Origin of the sequence: Carnobacterium funditum DSM 5970, from assembly GCF_000744185.1 — a bacterium.
Classification (GTDB): domain Bacteria; phylum Bacillota; class Bacilli; order Lactobacillales; family Carnobacteriaceae; genus Carnobacterium_A; species Carnobacterium_A funditum.
Map to the genome: position 1 here is coordinate 1,331,838 of NZ_JQLL01000001.1, position 16,839 is coordinate 1,348,676.

The following is a 16,839-nucleotide window of genomic DNA, read 5'->3' on the forward strand; positions in this document are numbered from 1 at the left end:
TATTCAACCTGTGGATAAGTTTGTGGATAAACTTTTTTTTATTCTCTCTATACAAAAGGAACGTTTGTTCGTATAATGAGAGATGAAACTAAAGGAGGAGAAAAAATGAAATCTATTGGAAATGACTACAACGATCGTAAGATGGCAAAATGGCAAGGTTTTGTTTTATCTGATCATACTGAAATGATGCAGCAATGGAATCACAACAAAACTAAACTTAACTTACCAAAAGAAAAACAAACTCAAGAAGCTATTTCCGAACATCTTTATCAAGCTTTCTTGACAAAAAAACAAATTATTCTCCAGATGGAGTTTCTTTTAAATGGTCTCTATGAAAATGATCTTATTGGTATCATAGTTGGTCAGGAAGAAAATAAAACTTATCTTCAAACTCATTCTGAACTCCTCACTATCGACAGTACCTTAATTCGACATGCAGAAATAGGCAAATCAAAAAAGTGGTAGAGCTCTTATTCTTAACCTTTATGACCGCCAACCAATCCACTTCTTTTGATAGCCGTTGCACCAGAAGTTAAGCTACTAGCATGGACTAACGAGGTGTATCCGTATTTATGCCGAACTTGGTCAATGACTTGATCAATTTTTTCTTTTTGGATTGTTTGTTCAGCTGATTCAAATAGATCTAGCTGTAAATCCGTTTTATCGTGAATTTTTCCACAACTAATAGAAATTTGTCTTACTGGCTCTTGTTGGTAGTAGGTTCTAAATAAATGCAAACAAGTTTCGCTTATTTTTCGACTAGCAGCTGTTGGAAAAATTTTTAATTGATGACTGAAGCCTTTATCGATAATTTCTTTTGAGAATCCAATTGACAAATGAATGACTTCTGCCTCAACATGATGACTCCTCAGCCGAGCAGCCACTTCTTCCGCCATCTCTCTAATAACTACTTCAATCTCTGCTTGTTCGGTGTAATCTCGGTCCAAAATCTGACTTTTCCCATAAGATTTAGAGCGCGTCTGGTACTTTTCAGATAGAATACTTCGATCGATACCGTGCGCATGATAAAAAAGTTGTTCCCCAATTACCCCTTGAACTCGCTTCAAAGCAGAAACATTGTATTGTGACAGCTGATAAACAGAATCGATTCCTAATTTATACAAGTTTTTTGCCGTTTGACTACCTATCCCCCACATCTCTGTAATCGGATGAATACGCCAGATTGTCTTTGTAACATCCTCATAATGCCAAGCGGCTATAAAGTTAGGACTATCCTTTGCTTCATTATCTAATGCTAGTTTAGCCAATAAAGGATTGTCTCCTATACCGATTGCGGTTACTAAGTGCAACCTCTGCCAAATCGCTTGTTGAATCTTTACTGCAATTTCCTTCGTTGATCCAAAAAGCGCATGAGATGAGGTCACATCTAAAAATGATTCATCAATACTATAAATATGCAGGTCCTCACTTGAAATAAATTCTTGAAAGATATCATTTATCATCAAATTTACTTTTAAATATAAACTCATTCTTGGTTCAACTATCTGAATTTTGGAATCTTTTGGGATTTCATACCGTCTAGAGCCCGTTTTGATCCCATATTCTTCTTTTACTCTTGGAGAAGCAGCCAAAACCAGACCCCCTGCTTGATCTGGTTTACTCATGACTACTATATACGACTCTAATGGGTGAATGCCTCTTTTAACGGACTCAACAGACGCAAAAAAAGACTTTACATCAATACACAAAATATCTCGGCAAGGCTCCTTTGAATAATCCAATTGAATCATGTTAGCCGCTCCTTCTCCTTAATTAAATAAGTTGTTTCTCCCTTTGATTATACAAACATATGTTCGCTTAGTAAAGAAAATCTTATTAAATAAGTTTAAAATTATACGCACTTTTCATTTTAGAGGAGACTATCTATTGATAATTTTGTTGTTTTGATACTATTGAGTAGCTAGTTCTTATAATTTTTTAACTGTTACTCTTTTTTGCAATATCTTTGCTTCTTTGACACTAAAGGTTGTACTGTCATTATGCTGAACTTTACTGGCTGCACAAGCACTGGCAAAGGACAGACACTCCGTTAGTGGTCTATTCAATGACAACCCTGATAAAAAGGAACCAACAAAACAATCACCCGCTCCTGTATCATTGACTGCTACAACTTTAGGTGTTGTAACTTGATAAAAATTTCCCGCGTGGCTACAAATACTGCCCTCACTTCCTTGAGAAACGATAACATACTCAACTTTTTTAGCTAACTCTTTTAAATTATCTAACATCGTATTCTCTGAAGATAGAAGTTCTTGGATTTCAAAACGGTTAGGTTTAATAAAATTGACTTCCATATCCACTGCTTTTTTTAGTGCTTCTCCTGATAAATCACAAGCAATAAAACACCCTGTTTTTTTCAATAAATTTAATAATTCCTCTAAATCCTGTAGTTTATAACCTGGTGGTAAAGAACCCGCAATCAATACAATGTCACCTGTTCTCACTTTGCTCTCTATCTGCTCATTTAACAACTCTATATCATAATTTGTTATTTGAAATCCTCTTTCTGTGATTAAAATACTTCCACTAATTCCCGCCTCTAAAATAACATAACTTTCTCTCGTAGCTTTACCATAGACGTCAACTAGATTATGATTAATTCCTTTTTCTGATAGAATTTTTTCTAATTTCCTTTTATTTGTTGTTCCACAAAAACCGAGAGCTTGATTTTCCACATCTAATCGACTCATAGCATAAGAGCCGTGGTGTCCTTTTCCACCTAAATCATAAATGATTTCTTGAAGCCTATTATTTTTTCCCTTTATTAGTGTTCCTTCGAGAAATAGTAAACGGTCAATAGCTGGGTTTAATGTTATCGTGTAAATCATTTTCCCATCCCCTTTTTTTAAATTATTCTTTAAGTTATTGTATCACTTAAAGAGAAGGCTTACATCCATTAACCTTTGATGCACTATTGAAAAACACTACTATATGATTATTTGAGAAGCTGCCTTTACAACAGCTTCTCTTAGTTGCTTTGGTGAAAAATAGGCATCCATCATCTGAACACTTCTTTACGTATATACCAATATTTTAAAAAAGAAACAAATAGTTGACATATCGTCTAATTAATCATATTATTATCCTGTTACCAAAAATATAAATAAAAAATTATGTATAGACCAATATAACGATTTTTTTCGATACACAATAATCTTCTGATGGAATAGCTACGTTATTTTATTGCTGTTCGTTTATTGCTAGTCAAAAAATTATCTAAATAGAAAGAAGGATACGTTAATGTGTGGAATTGTAGGGTATATAGGCAATCAAGATGCTAAAAGTATTTTATTGCAAGGTTTAGAAAAGTTAGAATACCGAGGCTATGACTCTTCCGGTATTTTTGTCGTAGATGAAAATAAAAATGGTCATTTGTTTAAAGAAAAAGGAAGAATTGCTGATTTAAAAAAAATCATTGAAACAGATACATTCTGCACTGTAGGAATTGGTCATACTCGTTGGGCAACTCATGGTCGTCCAAGCGTCAAAAATGCTCATCCACATCAAGCGGCTAATCATCAGTTCACTCTAGTGCACAACGGTGTCATAGAAAATTTCCTAGAACTTAGAGAGACTTATTTATCAGACATTTCTTTGTCAAGCGATACGGATACTGAAATCATTGTTCAACTCATTGCTTATTTCGCTGAAAAAGAACAATCTAGTACTTTTGAAGCTTTTAAAAAAACCATTTCAAAATTAAAAGGTTCTTATGCGTTAGCTTTAATAGATATTAACCAGCCCGACATCATTTATGCAGCTAAAAATAAAAGTCCATTATTAGTTGGTAAAGGCGAAAGTTTTAATGCTGTTTGTAGTGATGCTATGGCGATGATTCAAGAAACAAATCAATTTGTTGAATTAATGGATGGTGAACTGGTTACTTTAACTAGAGATGAAGTCAAGATAGAAACTCAAGATGGAACTATTATTAATCGTGCACCTTATACAGCAGAAATAAATTTAAATGATTTAGATTTAGGAACTTATCCTTATTACATGGCAAAAGAAATAGACGAACAACCAGCTGTTCTTCGAAAAATTATCCAAGCTTATCAAAATGACTTAGGTCAGTTTCAATTGGATAAAGACATTATCACTAGCTTAAAAGATAGTGATCGAGTTTATATCATCGCGTGCGGAACTAGCTACAATGCGGGTTGGGCGGGAAAACATTTATTAGAAAATTTAGCGCATATTCCGACTGAGGTGCATTTATCTAGTGAATTTGGTCACAACATGCCTATTTTAACGAAAAAACCATTCTTTATCTTCTTATCACAAAGTGGTGAAACAGCTGATAGCAGACAAGTATTAGTTAAAATTAATGCGATGAATTTCCCTTCATTAACACTAACCAATGTAGCAGGATCTACTTTATCTAGAGAAGCTGATTTCACATTATTGCTTCATGCTGGACCTGAGATTTCTGTCGCTTCAACAAAAGCTTATACTGCTCAAATCACTGTCCTGGCAGCGCTATCAGAAGCCATTGCTAGAGAAAATGGAATAGCTGGAGATAGCAACATGGCTCATGAACTTGGAATTGTCGCCACAGGAATGGAAAGTATCCTTTCTGAAAAAACACACATCGAACATCTAGCAACAGAATATCTACGTACCAGTCGTAACGCTTTTTACATTGGACGAGGAGTAGATTATTATGTTGTAATGGAAGCTGCATTAAAATTGAAAGAAGTTTCTTACGTTCAAACAGAAGGTTTTGCTGCTGGAGAACTGAAACATGGAACAATTGCTCTAATTGAGGAAAATACTCCTGTTATAGCTATTATCACAGATAAAGTCACTGCAGGACATACCAGAGGTAATGTCCAAGAAGTAAATGCTCGTGGTGCTCACTCGTTAGTCATAGCTATGGAAGGTTTGGAGCAAGAGAGTGACCAATTTGTCTTACCGGAAGTTCATCCGTTGCTTACTCCGTTAGTCAGTGTGGTTCCTACTCAATTGTTAGCTTACTACACTAGCTTGCATCGTGGCAATGATGTTGATAAACCCAGAAATTTAGCAAAAAGTGTTACTGTAGAATAAGCAATTAAACAAATCTTCTTCCATTTTTTTAAACACTATGGAACCAATTTAAGTAGTAATAAAAATAAGAACAAAACAGTTTAAACTGTTTTGTTCTTATTTTTTTAATTTGCAATATTAATTAAGATTAATAGAAATAACCCTATCGTTTTTAGTACCGCTAACTATTATTGCTGCTGGTTTTAATTGTAATATAATACTGTTAAGACCTTCTTTACCCTCAAAAACTAGGTTCCTACGGGAGCTTTATAGGTCTTCAATCAATGATTGATCTTCTGTTAAAGATAATTCTCCTTCTATCTCTACATAATCTTTATTCAATAGCCCTTCTTCGTCCTCCAGTAAAACAAATGCATTAAAATGCTTTTTTATTTCTTTTACTTTTCCTGTTCTCTTATCCGTTAATGTGCATAAACTAAAGCCATCATTAGAAAATAGCATATAGTATGATTTCAGCTTGCTGTCAGCAATTATATCTGAAAATACTGATAGTATTTTCAGATATAATTTTAAGAGCTTTTTCTCTCTCTTCTGTCATTTTGACATCTCCACTTTTAATTAGCTACATTATTATGCAATCATATTACACTTGTAATGAATATGATTTATTTCAATCTTAATCTAAAAAAATCTCTTTTCCTACTAAGAAGGAAAAGAGATTTTCCTAGCATTTGTACTCTTACTCAACTGTTTCTTCAGCAACTTCATCTACACGTGTACCAAAGAAATAAACAACAGCAACCGTTACAAGCAAAGCTACAGGCATTGCAATCCAAACTGATAAGCCTAAACCAACAGGAATAAAACCAAATATACAAGCAATCGCCCCTACAGTCAAAGCGTACAACAGTTGTGTTTTAACATGGTCCAAATGATCGACACCTGATCCCATGGAAGATAAAATTGTTGTATCTGAGATTGGTGAACAGTGGTCTCCAAAAATAGCTCCTGTTAAAACAGCTCCTGAAGTCATAATAACAAACTCTGGATCCGTTGATAATGCTGCGGCTAAAGGAATCGCTAATGGCATCAAAATACCCATCGTTCCATAAGACGTTCCTGTCGCAAATGACGTAACTGCTCCAAGAATAAAAATAATCGTTGGCAGTAAAAATACCGGCATCGAATCAGATAATAAAGAGACTAGAAATTCCGCCGTACCTAATTCACCTATAACCGTACTCAGTGACCACGCTAATAGCAAAATAGCTCCAGTAATAATTAATGATTTCATTCCATTAATCCAAACAGCTACTGATTCTGACCATGTGAAAACTTTTTGCGAAACTCCCATAGTCATAGCAACTAAGCTCGCTAATAGTGCTGCTTGAAATAATACAATACTTGCATCAGATGCTCCAAAAGCTTCTTGAATGGCTAAAAATGATAGCGGGTTCGTTTCTACTATCGCAATCGTTGCACTCTCTCCATTTTCCATAATAGCGTTGTATCCATTAACATAGAAACCAATAAATGCTGAAATAATTAACGTACTGATTGGAATAATCATATTCCAAATCGATAACTTAACTCCTTCGGCCGGTTCCATATCTTCTAGTTCTGTTGACGTTTCTAAAGCGAAGTCATCAAAATTTTTATCTATTTTTTTCCGTGCTTTCTTTTCAGCTTTTAACATTGGACCAAATTCTCTTAATAGCACAGCTGTTGCTAGAACAAAAGCTAGCATCAAGAAATTATAAAATCGATAAGGCAACGTTTGTATAAAAATACCATAGGCATTTACTGATTGCCCGATAGCATCGTATCCATCTTTTATCAAACCAACTTCATAACCTACCCAGGTAGAAATCAACGCGACTCCTGCAATCGGTGCAGCTGTAGCATCCACAACAAAAGCTAATTTCTCTCGCGAAATATGTTTCTCATCTGTGACAGGCCGCATAACCGGTCCTACAATTAAAGAATTGGCGTAATCATCAAAAAACATTAATACCCCTAGAATCCAGGTGATAACTTGGGCACTCCTAGGTCCTTTAGCTTTGCTTGATAAGGCAGCAGCTACAGCTTTGGCTCCTCCTATCTTGGTCATTAGTGCAATAAGTCCACCGATTGTTAGCACTTGCAAAATAATTCCAGCATTCCAAGGATCGGACAAAGAGGTTAGCGCGTAATCCACTACGCTTAAAAAAGCTTGAACAAAAGCGACTATAAAATTACTGTCTGCTAAATGAAGCACAAAAGCCCCTGAGAAAACGCCTATAAAAAGAGAAATAATAACATCTTTAGTTATAAATGCCAACAATATCGCAACTACTGGTGGAACCAATGTAAATAAGCCATAATTGACTTCCGTCCCACTTCCTCCACCAAAATTTGCATTGGCAGCTAATATTACAAATAGCACTATCGCCGCTATTAAACCGACCTTCTTCTTCATTATCAACTTCCTCTCTATAAGTTAAAACAAAAAAACGCAAAAAAACACCACGAGTCTATCCAACTCAAGGTGTCTCCTTTATTGTATTTAACTACAAAGCGAGAACCTTTTTGTTGATAGTCCTCCACAAGAATCGAATAATTGATTTTCATGACAGTCTTGAATATATTTTATTCAAAACCAGCAACTAATAGTTTGGCCCCACTAGTCACTTCGGCGATTTCCCCTTTTTGATTACCCTTTGCCTTTTTTGGGTAATCATACTCTTAAAAACCGCACCTCTATCTGTCTATTTAATTACGTTATTATCTACTTATCTTATTCTATACTATTTAACATGAAAATTCATCTATTATCTCAACTTTTTATTTTTCATTTGCCTCTTTTCAATTTTGTTATAACGTTTTTATAACTTGAGACACTTGTTTTATTTGCCTAACTTTTTATTCAAGAGTACACTAAGTTAAAAGAAACCGTTCTCTTTTTATGACAACTATAAATTAAGGAGGATCTAATATGACTATCTTAGTTACAGGAGCCACAGGTTTATTAGGAACAAAAGTTGTTGAGGCCTTGTTAAGAAAAGGTGTCCCTGCAGAAAGTATAGCAGTTGCCGTTCGTGATCCAAAAAAAGCTCAAGATTTTGCAGTAAAAGGCGTTGATGTTCGTCAAGCTGACTATGAAGATATCGAGTCTTTAGAACGTGCTTTTACTGGTGTAGACCGTTTACTCTTAATTTCCTCTCAAGGAGATAATAACACCCGTATCACACATCACAAAAATGCTGTGTTTTCAGCTAAAGCAGCTGGAGTCCATTTCATTGCTTATACAAGTTGTAGCAAGCCTCAAACCAGTCACTTACCTATCGCTGAGGTTCATCGTATCACAGAAAAAATGATCCATGAAACAGGCATCCCTTATTCTTTTTTACGTAATAATTGGTACATTGAGAATGAGATAGATACTTTGAAAGCAATACTAGACGGTGCTCCCTTAGTAACATCAGCAGGAGACGGGCAGGTAGGTTGGGTTCCTCGAATAGACTATGCTGAAGCTGCTGCAGCTGTTTTAAGCACAGAGGATCATAAAAACACTATTTATGAATTATCCGGAATCCCTTCCACTTATGAAGACATGGCAATAGCTTTATCCAGTCTTTTAGATAAGGAAGTTCCTCTTTTACAAGTAAATGACCAAGAATATCGACAATTTTTAATTGAACAAGGTTTCCCGGAAGGGTATCTTGATTTCTATGTTGAAGTTCAACAAGCCATCAGACAAGGCGATTTAACTATTGAAAGTTCTGATTTATCTTCATTGCTTAACCGACCAGCTATAACATTACAAGAATCTTTAACTGAAATCATCCATAAATTCCGTTCTTCAAAATAAGAGAGGGTTTTATTTGGATTAGTTGATTTAGTCTGCTATTCTCTTAATAATAGAATAGGGGAAACCTTTTTTCTCCATTTTTCCACTCACTGCTAACTGAAATGCTACACTTCCTATTTCTTTCAAATGAAAATCAACTGTTGTGAAAGATAAAACCCACTAATTGCAAGATTTTCTTGACCAATTAATAAAGGTTGTTTTAAATGATAATCTTTAACCTATTCTATAGATTCCGCTTGCCACATGATCTCCATTAGTTACGATAGCTTCAAATTCATGGTCCTCTTTAAAGAAATAACTAGCTGCTTTTTTCCCATCTTTCATTGTTGAACAATTGCGTACGATATTTCCTTCAATTGGACTTTCAAAAACTTGTTCATAACTTTCAATATTGATTTTCGAACTTGCACTGATTTCCTCACTACGGTTGATTGTTACTCCAACACATTTATAGTCAGCATCTTTCAGAAAATTAACTATTTCAGTGTAGGCCTTTTGACGAGCGACGTAAATACTTGGAATCGCATAATTTTGTGTGTCTTCACAACAAATAATTGGGCCATATTTAGTGTATTTTTCAATTTCCGCTAGCGAATTGCTTTTAGATGCCACTATTAAAGCATCTAGTCGCTTAGTTTTTACTTGCTCAAAATAACTTTTTTCTATTTCTGGTTCATAGTTAGTAGGTAACAGTGTTACTGCATATTCTATTTCAAATGCCGACTCAATGACTCCGCTAATCATTTTTTCAAAATAAGAATGATTAACATTAGGGATTACAACACCTCTATTTTTGATGCCCCTAGAAATAGGTCTTTTGCTTGGCTATTTGGTGTATCATCTAACTGCTTAATAACAGCTAACATCCGTTGTTTTTTTCTTCTGATACATGTGGCTGATTATTTAACACTCTTGATACGGTTGTTACTGAGCAGTTCGATAATCTTGCTACTTCTTTAATATTGGCCACACTTTTAGCTCCTTTTTTCGATAGTACTCATTTCAAGCAATTATAGCCTTCCCTTTCAAATAAATACAAAATATAAAAAAATATACTAAGGGTAGCAGTATAGAGACCACGACGATGGAATCTATGCTGCTACTCTTAGTATGTATTACCATTCAACATTAGTACTTATACAATAAACCTGACATTGTAAGTGTTCCTATCAACACAATTGTAGCTAAAATAACAAAATCACTACCTTCAACCTCTTCTTTTTCACTTGTTTCATCTGCCTTATCTGTCTCTGTTTCTAGAGAACCACCCAGCGAGGCCTTTGTTTCTGATACTTCAGATTCTATGATGACATTAGTTGAATCTTCTGTCGAACCTTGGGAAGAGGACTCTTCAGGTTGGATCGGCAAGACCGAAACAATTTTGTCTTTGTCTTCTTTTATAAAAGGTTTGGGTGTATTATTTTCAGAACTTACTTGATCGTGATTGTCTTCCTCTGTTTCACTATCTGGTTCAGGTTTTTGCTCTACTTTTTCTACTAATTCTTTCTTGGGATAAATATTTTTTTCAATAGACAGATAGACACCCTCGCTATCCGTTATCGTCAAAAAAAATACCTTCCCTATAGGAATATCGGATAGTGCTTGATCATCAAATGTAAAATTCCCTTCTTTATCCGAAACAACTTCAAACAATATCTGATTTAAGTAAGTCCCTTTTATTTTAGAATTTGGTATTGTTTTACCCAAATAACTCTTCATTTCTTGATAAACGTTTGGTAAGATTGTTGCCTTTCTTATTTCAGCTATTCTCATTTCCCATTCCTTAGTAGGCTTTAAAACCGTTCTTTCGAGCACAGTCATCATTCCGTTAGATACGAAAACAAATTGAAGGCTCTCACCTACTTGTCGTTCTGTTTGATTTTTATCAAATACCCAGTTAAATGCTCCAGTTATAGAATCTGAATAAATGGGCTTTGTCATCTGTCCTTCACTAACTAGATAAACTGCTGTATCTAAAGCTGTTTTACCGCTGACTTCCTTTGTATGCGTATAGATATCGGATAGCGTTGTTACTGTTTCAAATTCTTTTTCTTGCGGAGTATCTTCCGTAGAAAGTATGATTTCTGCACCAGGACTTTTCTCTAAAACTACTTTTTCAATCTGTTCTTTGAAGCTTTCTTTTCCATTTCCAGTAACATTAAAAATTAGTTTATCTCCAACTTTAATCGTGTATTGACTGAAATCTATAATAAAGTTTCCACTAGAAGCTACCGGAATGTCTACTGTTTTCTCTTCTTGACCTCTGATGCTTAGCGATAACGTTAATTTAGGAGCTAATTTACCGTTATAAATTAAGGTGTTTTCATGGATATCCGCAATATAAGCACTTTCATTTTGGACTAATTCATTTTTTTCGTTAACTTCATTTATCCTATTGCTTTCTTCTGCATAAACAACTGGAACTGGTCTAACAAACAGAATTGTACACACTATACTAACCAACCAGTAATATGTATTCATTTTTTTCATGCTCTTACCCTTTCTCTTTTACCAATAGAATAAAAAATTAGGAGATTTACTATTCTTGACTAGTTTTATTTTTAGTATCAAACTTACTTTATTAAAAAAGGTCATTACTTATGGCATTTACCAGTTTAACACAAAAAACTGTTCACTTTAACTACAATCCAAACAAAAAATAGGTGTAGTTAACGTAAACAGTTAAGCTTTAATTCTATTATCGGATACTTTTTTTCAATGATTCAAGATTATTTTTCATTACTTGAATATAATCCGTTCCAGCATCTTGTTCTTTTTGCGAGACACCTTCAATTGGATCTAAAATGGCTAATTCTATATTAGCTTCTGTTGCTAACGTTTCTGCTATTTTTGAAGAAGTATTATTTTCAAAATAAATGTAGCGAACATTATTTTTTTTCGCATATTCTGATATTTCAGCTAATTTTGCTGGACTCGGCTCTGTTTCAGATGACAGACCAGATATTGAAACTTGAGTTAAATTATACTGATTAGCCAAATAGGCAAAAGCAGCATGCTGTGTAACAAATGTTCTATTTTCAGCATTTTCAAAAGCTGTTTTAAATTCTTGATCCAAATTCATTAATTTCTGACTATACTCTGAAGCATTCTCTTTGTAAACAATAGCATTTTCTTCATCTGCTTTTGCCAATCCTAATTGGATATTTTCTACTTCAACTTGCGCTAAAACTGGATTCAACCATACATGAGGATCTATAACTTGTTCGAATTCTTCTTCAGCATGCTCATCATCCTCTTTAGTTTCTGTGCTATTTATAAATTCAATTCCTTTGCTTGCGTTTATGACGGTTACTTTATTTGTATCAATTGCTTCAAGTGTGCTAGGTACCCAAGTTTCCATCTCTTTACTGTTGTAAATAAAAACATCCGCATCTTGAATAGCAGCAACCACTTTTGCGCTCGGTTCAAAACCATGCGACTCTGTCCCCGCTGGAAGTAACATCGAAACTTCTGCATTATCTTGTACAATATTTTTTGTGAAATCATAGATTGGATAAAAAGTTGTCACAACTTTTAATTTTGTTTTTTCTTCATTATTATTTTTTTCTACTTCAGAATCTGTGTTTCCACAAGCACTTAATAATAGCAACAATGCTATTCCTAATGCCGGTATAACTAATCGTTTGTTTTTTTTCATCGTATTCTTCAACTCCTATTTTTTTATGTAAAGATCCTAATACTATCTCTTTTAAATCGTAACTGTTTCGTTTTAAAGGATACCTTATTTCCATATAAAACACAAGCCTTTTCATACTTATCAATCTAAAAAAACAAACACGTAAACTATCCGGCTTGTTTTCTTTATTCTTTATTTTAATCTCTCTAGTGCTAGCAAGTTCGTTTTCATTGCTATTGGCCCGCGATAGCCCGATATCTGGCCATTTTTATGGACTACCCGATGACAAGGAACGATAATTAATAACGGATTTTTCCCAACAGCCGTTCCTACAGCGCGAAAAGAGCTAGGGTATCCGATTTTCTCTGCCAATCCTCCATAAGTTATCGTCTCTCCGTAAGGTATTTCACTCAATCCTGACCAAACTTTTTTTTGGAAAACCGTCCCTTTTACATCTATTGCCATATCAAAACTTATTCTTTCTCCTTTAAAATATTCTTCTAACTGAGTAGCATAACTGACTACTTTACTCCAATTTTCTTCAAATATAACAGTAGATTTCATTTTTTTTATCCAATCTACTAATTCTTTTTCATCTTCTCCTAAAGATCCGACAAAACACAATCCTTTTTCTGTCACAGCAATATAAATAGGCCAATCTGGATTAGGTATTCTCCCATAGTAAATGAACTCATCTTCTTTATTCATTGTTTTCCTCCCTTTTATTTTATTGTCCTACCTTTTATCCCTTATTATTTACGCTTATTATATTATTCCTATTTGACGCACTTTCCAAATAACAACTACAGCTCTTAAATTGTTACCCTGGATAGAAAAAAAGTTGACAACAGACTTGAAATTATTTACACTCATCACAGAGGTGATTACATGACAACTAAAAAACAACTCCTTACTATTTTAGAACAGCAAAAAGGGCAAACCATTTCTGGTCAAGATTTAGCTGACTGTATAAACGTCTCACGTACTTCTATCTGGAAAGCCATCTCCACTCTACGAAAAGAAGGATATCTTATTGAAGCAACAACAAATAAAGGTTACCGTCTTTCTACAGAATCTGATTTATTATCCAGTGAGGCTATTCGTCCTTTATTGATAGCCAATTTAAGAAACCAGCCTTTTTACGTATTTAAAGCAATCGAATCAACCAATCAAGAAGCCAAAAAAATAGCTGCTGAACACCCAGCTGAACCAGCCATCATTCTTTCCGAAGAGCAAACAAAAGGCAAGGGTCGACTGGGTAGATTCTTTTACTCGCCACCCAAAACAGGAATTTATATGAGTTTGATTTTGAAACCCAATTTAACAACTACGGATGCAACATTAGTCACAACGGCTGCTGCAGTTGCTGTTTGTTTGGCCATTGAAAAAATAACGACAAAGAAACCAAAAATTAAATGGGTAAATGATATCTACTTAGACGACTATAAAATTTCCGGTATTTTAACTGAAGCTGTCACTAATTTTGAAAATGGAACAATCGATACCATCATCTTAGGAATTGGATTAAATTTCAGAACTCCTATTGTTGGTTTTCCAACAGAATTAAAACCTATTGCAGGGAGCTTATTGTCTGAAGAGCATACTGAAATAACACGTAATAATTTAATTGCAGAAATAATAAATCAATTTTATCAAATCTATCAAGATATTGGAAAAAGAGACTTTCTTAATGATTACAAAGAACGTTGCTTTGTCTTTGGTAAAACAATTAACTTTAAACAAGGGAAACAAGAATTTAACGCCATTCCAATTGATATCGATCAACAAGGTGGACTAGTTGTAAAAATGAAAGATGGCCAACTCCGTACTTTATCTTATGGTGAGATAGCCATCCAACGTCCATTCAATCAAAAAGGAGAATAACAACATGAAATTAAGCGCAAGAGACATCACTTATTGCAGTATTATGGCGGCACTAACCTTCCTAAGCGGATTTCTTATTATTCCACTTGGACCTATTCCGTTAACCCTACAAACATTATTTGTTTTATTAACTGGATTAATTTTATCAAAAAGAAATGCCTTACTATCCCAAGGAATCCATCTTCTTTTAGCTTTATTAATAGGGGGATTCCAAGCATTGCTTAGTCCCAGTTTTGGTTTTGTTTTTGGATTTACAGTTGGAGCCTACGTCATCGCATTTATTTTAGAAAAATATGGTTTTACTGCTAAAATTGCATCGTTAGCCGTGCTTATCGGTTCTATTGTTATCTATTCAGTCGGATTACCATATATGGCAATTATTTTAAACAGTTACCTAGGAGGGACTTTCTCTATCGTTCAGATTTTACAAATGGGATTATTTATCTTCATTCCAGGCGATCTTTTCAAGGCAATAACAGCCGTTGTTATTGGTCTACGCTTACAAGGAAAGGTAGCTCGTGCTCAATCACATATTAACTAAACCATCTATTTTTTATTTTTAATTATCAGATCTTTCAAATTAAATTATCCTGTTTAATCAATCATTACTCTAATAGTATTGAAAAATTAGACAGGATTTTTTAACTCTTCTCTAGTTTGTCTACTCTTTAGTCAAACTTTCCTGAAACAAGCTTTCCTTTAAACATAACTACTCTTTCTGGACAAATACGTGCAATTAAGTGCGCAGAACTCGCTGCTTTTGTAAATAAAAAGTCAGCTTGATCCCCTATTTTTGGCCATTGTTGCTGGCCTTTTTTATTTAAAGGAGTTCGCCCATTTGAAACTAAAGAATAAGCTTGCGCTAATGACCTTTCATCTTTCATCGAAAAGACTTCCGCAGCGCGGCTTGCTCTTTCAATTAAATCACCAGAACCAAATGGACTCCAATGGTCATTAATATTGTCATTCACTACTCGCACTTTTACACCGTTTTCTTGGAGTAATAAAATAGGTAAAACAGTTGTATCAATCGGGATTGTCGTATTAATCCCTATCTCAGCTTCGGCTAAACGTTTTGCAATCATTTGAATCGTTTGTTCATCTCCGTCAGCTAAAGCAAGCGCATGACTAATCTGAACTTTTCCTTCTAATTGATATTTTTTTGTGTAGTCAATGATTCGCTTAATTTCAAATAATCCTAATGTCCCTCGATCATGCAGATGATAATCAATTTCCCTATAATAATGACTGGCTAATGTAAAAGTCGTATGCAACGATTTCTCTATGTCTCCATCAATCGTTGCCGGGTCCAAGCCTCCTAATATAAATTTATCATCACTAGCTAAAGCGCTTCTTAATAAGCCTTGTTCTTCTGTTATTAACGTACCGTGTTGTGGAAAAACAACCATTTCATAATCTAAACGGTGTTTATTCTCTTCTAAAACCTTTTTTATACAAGCCATATTATCTAAGCCTATAACAGAATCCACATTTGTTTGAACTCTTAAAAAAGTAGCTCCTTTGTCGCAAATTAAATCAATCAACGCTTGTGCTTTTTTTGGTGTTTCAGGAAGAAAATCTTTTAAAAATCCTTTCTCTTCTTGAATCCGCTCCACTACTCCCGAAGCTGGTACAACAGCCTGCCATTCTCCGCCAAAATATCCTTTATCCAAATGAATATGGTTGTCTTGCAGAGAGGGTAAAGCTAAGTACCCTTTAGCATCAATTGTATCTCTATTATTCTCTTGCTTTTTTTGGGAAATCGTCTTAATTTCCCCATTTTCTACTTCTAAAGCAAACTCAGCTGTAGTGGTTATAAATTTTTTCGGACTAACTTCTTCATAGCCTGTCTCTAAATAAACATTCTTAATCCAAACCATATCTGTCGTCTCCTTTTTTATTTTCTGTTTTTTGAAATAAGTGGCTAGTTATCTTATTGGATCTTTATTTAAAGGCCTAAGGATTTTTTAATACACTATCACCATACACCACAAAAAGAAAACATGTCCATCTATTTGCATTTAAACTAAGAAGCTACTTTTTATTTGCTTATTTAATTGAAAAAAGAAAAAGATACTCACTTCTTCTTTTAGAAAAAGTGGGTATCTTCTAGTTCTCTTCTCTTTAAATAGATTTTGGTTTAAACCTCTTCAACCGCAAAGCATTTAATAAAACCGATACGAAACTAAACCTCATAGCTATTCTTGCACATAACGGATTCAATAACTGTCCTCCAAAGAGATAAAGAACATCCACTGCAACAGGTATGCCCACTATAGTGTAAACAAAGGCCCAAAACAAATTTTCTTTTATGTTTTTAATGATAGCTTTACTTAACTCAATGGCTGTTGGAACATCCATTAGTTTGCTTCTCATTAGAACAATATCTGCAGATTCGATAGCACAAACTGTTCCTGAACTGTTAGTAATTCCGATATCGACCCATCTGATGCATTCG

At 34.4% G+C, this 16,839-nt stretch carries 15 protein-coding genes, 1 pseudogene and 1 riboswitch; of the genes and pseudogenes, 5 read left to right on the forward strand and 11 right to left on the reverse strand.

All coding sequences use genetic code 11. From position 1 onward, the window contains the following. Nucleotides 1-105: 105 nt before the first annotated feature. The gene (locus BR44_RS06145; protein ID WP_034551291.1) at nt 106-465 is read left to right on the forward strand and encodes a hypothetical protein; all 360 of its coding nucleotides are present in this window, start codon (nt 106-108) and stop codon (nt 463-465) included. Nucleotides 466-476: 11 nt separating this feature from the next. On the opposite strand, the gene BR44_RS06150 is transcribed toward BR44_RS06145, so the two are convergent. Both BR44_RS06150 and BR44_RS06155 read right to left on the reverse strand, forming a co-directional pair. Then, nucleotides 477-1,751: a Y-family DNA polymerase gene (locus BR44_RS06150; RefSeq protein ID WP_084676105.1), complete on the reverse strand. Its 1,275-nt coding sequence runs from the start codon at nt 1,749-1,751 to the stop codon at nt 477-479. Nucleotides 1,752-1,928: 177 nt separating this feature from the next. Further along, the gene (locus BR44_RS06155; RefSeq protein ID WP_034551293.1) at nt 1,929-2,849 is read right to left on the reverse strand and encodes a 1-phosphofructokinase family hexose kinase; all 921 of its coding nucleotides are present in this window, start codon (nt 2,847-2,849) and stop codon (nt 1,929-1,931) included. 412 nt (nt 2,850-3,261) lie between these two features. Between BR44_RS06155 and glmS the strand changes: the two genes are divergently transcribed. Continuing rightward, the gene (gene glmS / locus BR44_RS06160) at nt 3,262-5,070 is read left to right on the forward strand and encodes a glutamine--fructose-6-phosphate transaminase (isomerizing) (RefSeq protein ID WP_034551295.1); all 1,809 of its coding nucleotides are present in this window, start codon (nt 3,262-3,264) and stop codon (nt 5,068-5,070) included. Between the two features lie 246 nt (nt 5,071-5,316). Here glmS and BR44_RS06165 read toward each other — a convergent pair whose 3' ends face one another. Continuing rightward, a complete protein-coding gene (locus BR44_RS06165) occupies nt 5,317-5,511 on the reverse strand; it encodes a pyridoxamine 5'-phosphate oxidase family protein (RefSeq protein ID WP_051912577.1) in 195 nt (64 codons plus the stop codon). Between the two features lie 238 nt (nt 5,512-5,749). Then, entirely contained in the window at nt 5,750-7,468 is a 1,719-nt protein-coding gene (locus BR44_RS06170) for a Na+/H+ antiporter NhaC family protein (protein WP_034551297.1), read from the reverse strand. Between the two features lie 109 nt (nt 7,469-7,577). Beyond that, nucleotides 7,578-7,760, reverse strand: a riboswitch (Lysine riboswitch). 224 nt (nt 7,761-7,984) lie between these two features. Between BR44_RS06170 and BR44_RS06175 the strand changes: the two genes are divergently transcribed. After that, nucleotides 7,985-8,860, forward strand: coding sequence for an SDR family oxidoreductase (locus BR44_RS06175; RefSeq protein WP_034551299.1), 876 nt, complete (start codon nt 7,985-7,987; stop codon nt 8,858-8,860). Nucleotides 8,861-9,073: 213 nt separating this feature from the next. Here BR44_RS06175 and BR44_RS11125 read toward each other — a convergent pair whose 3' ends face one another. The 5 genes from BR44_RS11125 to BR44_RS06195 form a co-directional block, all read right to left on the reverse strand. After that, on the reverse strand, nt 9,074-9,670 hold the full coding sequence (locus BR44_RS11125; protein ID WP_342668081.1) for a type 1 periplasmic-binding domain-containing protein: 597 nt from the start codon (nt 9,668-9,670) through the stop codon (nt 9,074-9,076). A gap of 49 nt (nt 9,671-9,719) precedes the next feature. Continuing rightward, entirely contained in the window at nt 9,720-9,830 is a 111-nt protein-coding gene (locus tag BR44_RS12175) for a LacI family DNA-binding transcriptional regulator (RefSeq protein WP_084676106.1), read from the reverse strand. Between the two features lie 158 nt (nt 9,831-9,988). Next, nucleotides 9,989-11,341, reverse strand: a complete 1,353-nt coding sequence (locus tag BR44_RS06185; protein WP_156954908.1) for a hypothetical protein — start codon at nt 11,339-11,341, stop codon at nt 9,989-9,991. Nucleotides 11,342-11,558: 217 nt separating this feature from the next. Next, complete coding sequence (locus BR44_RS06190) at nt 11,559-12,518, reverse strand: metal ABC transporter substrate-binding protein (RefSeq protein WP_034551302.1); 960 nt, start codon at nt 12,516-12,518, stop codon at nt 11,559-11,561. Nucleotides 12,519-12,689: 171 nt separating this feature from the next. Further along, nucleotides 12,690-13,205, reverse strand: coding sequence for a methylated-DNA--[protein]-cysteine S-methyltransferase (locus BR44_RS06195; protein ID WP_034551304.1), 516 nt, complete (start codon nt 13,203-13,205; stop codon nt 12,690-12,692). Nucleotides 13,206-13,385: 180 nt separating this feature from the next. Here BR44_RS06195 and BR44_RS06200 point away from each other — a divergent pair, with 180 nt between their 5' ends. Next, complete coding sequence (locus BR44_RS06200) at nt 13,386-14,381, forward strand: biotin--[acetyl-CoA-carboxylase] ligase (RefSeq protein ID WP_034551305.1); 996 nt, start codon at nt 13,386-13,388, stop codon at nt 14,379-14,381. A gap of 4 nt (nt 14,382-14,385) precedes the next feature. Next, nucleotides 14,386-14,922, forward strand: coding sequence for a biotin transporter BioY (locus tag BR44_RS06205; RefSeq protein ID WP_245592930.1), 537 nt, complete (start codon nt 14,386-14,388; stop codon nt 14,920-14,922). A gap of 127 nt (nt 14,923-15,049) precedes the next feature. Here the strand turns inward: BR44_RS06205 and BR44_RS06210 are convergent, their stop codons facing one another. Together BR44_RS06210 and BR44_RS06215 are read right to left on the reverse strand one after the other, a co-directional pair. Continuing rightward, complete coding sequence (locus tag BR44_RS06210; protein ID WP_034551307.1) at nt 15,050-16,261, reverse strand: amidohydrolase; 1,212 nt, start codon at nt 16,259-16,261, stop codon at nt 15,050-15,052. 244 nt (nt 16,262-16,505) lie between these two features. Continuing rightward, nucleotides 16,506-16,820, reverse strand: a pseudogene (locus BR44_RS06215) (heavy metal translocating P-type ATPase); the annotation flags it as partial. Nucleotides 16,821-16,839: the final 19 nt, after the last annotated feature.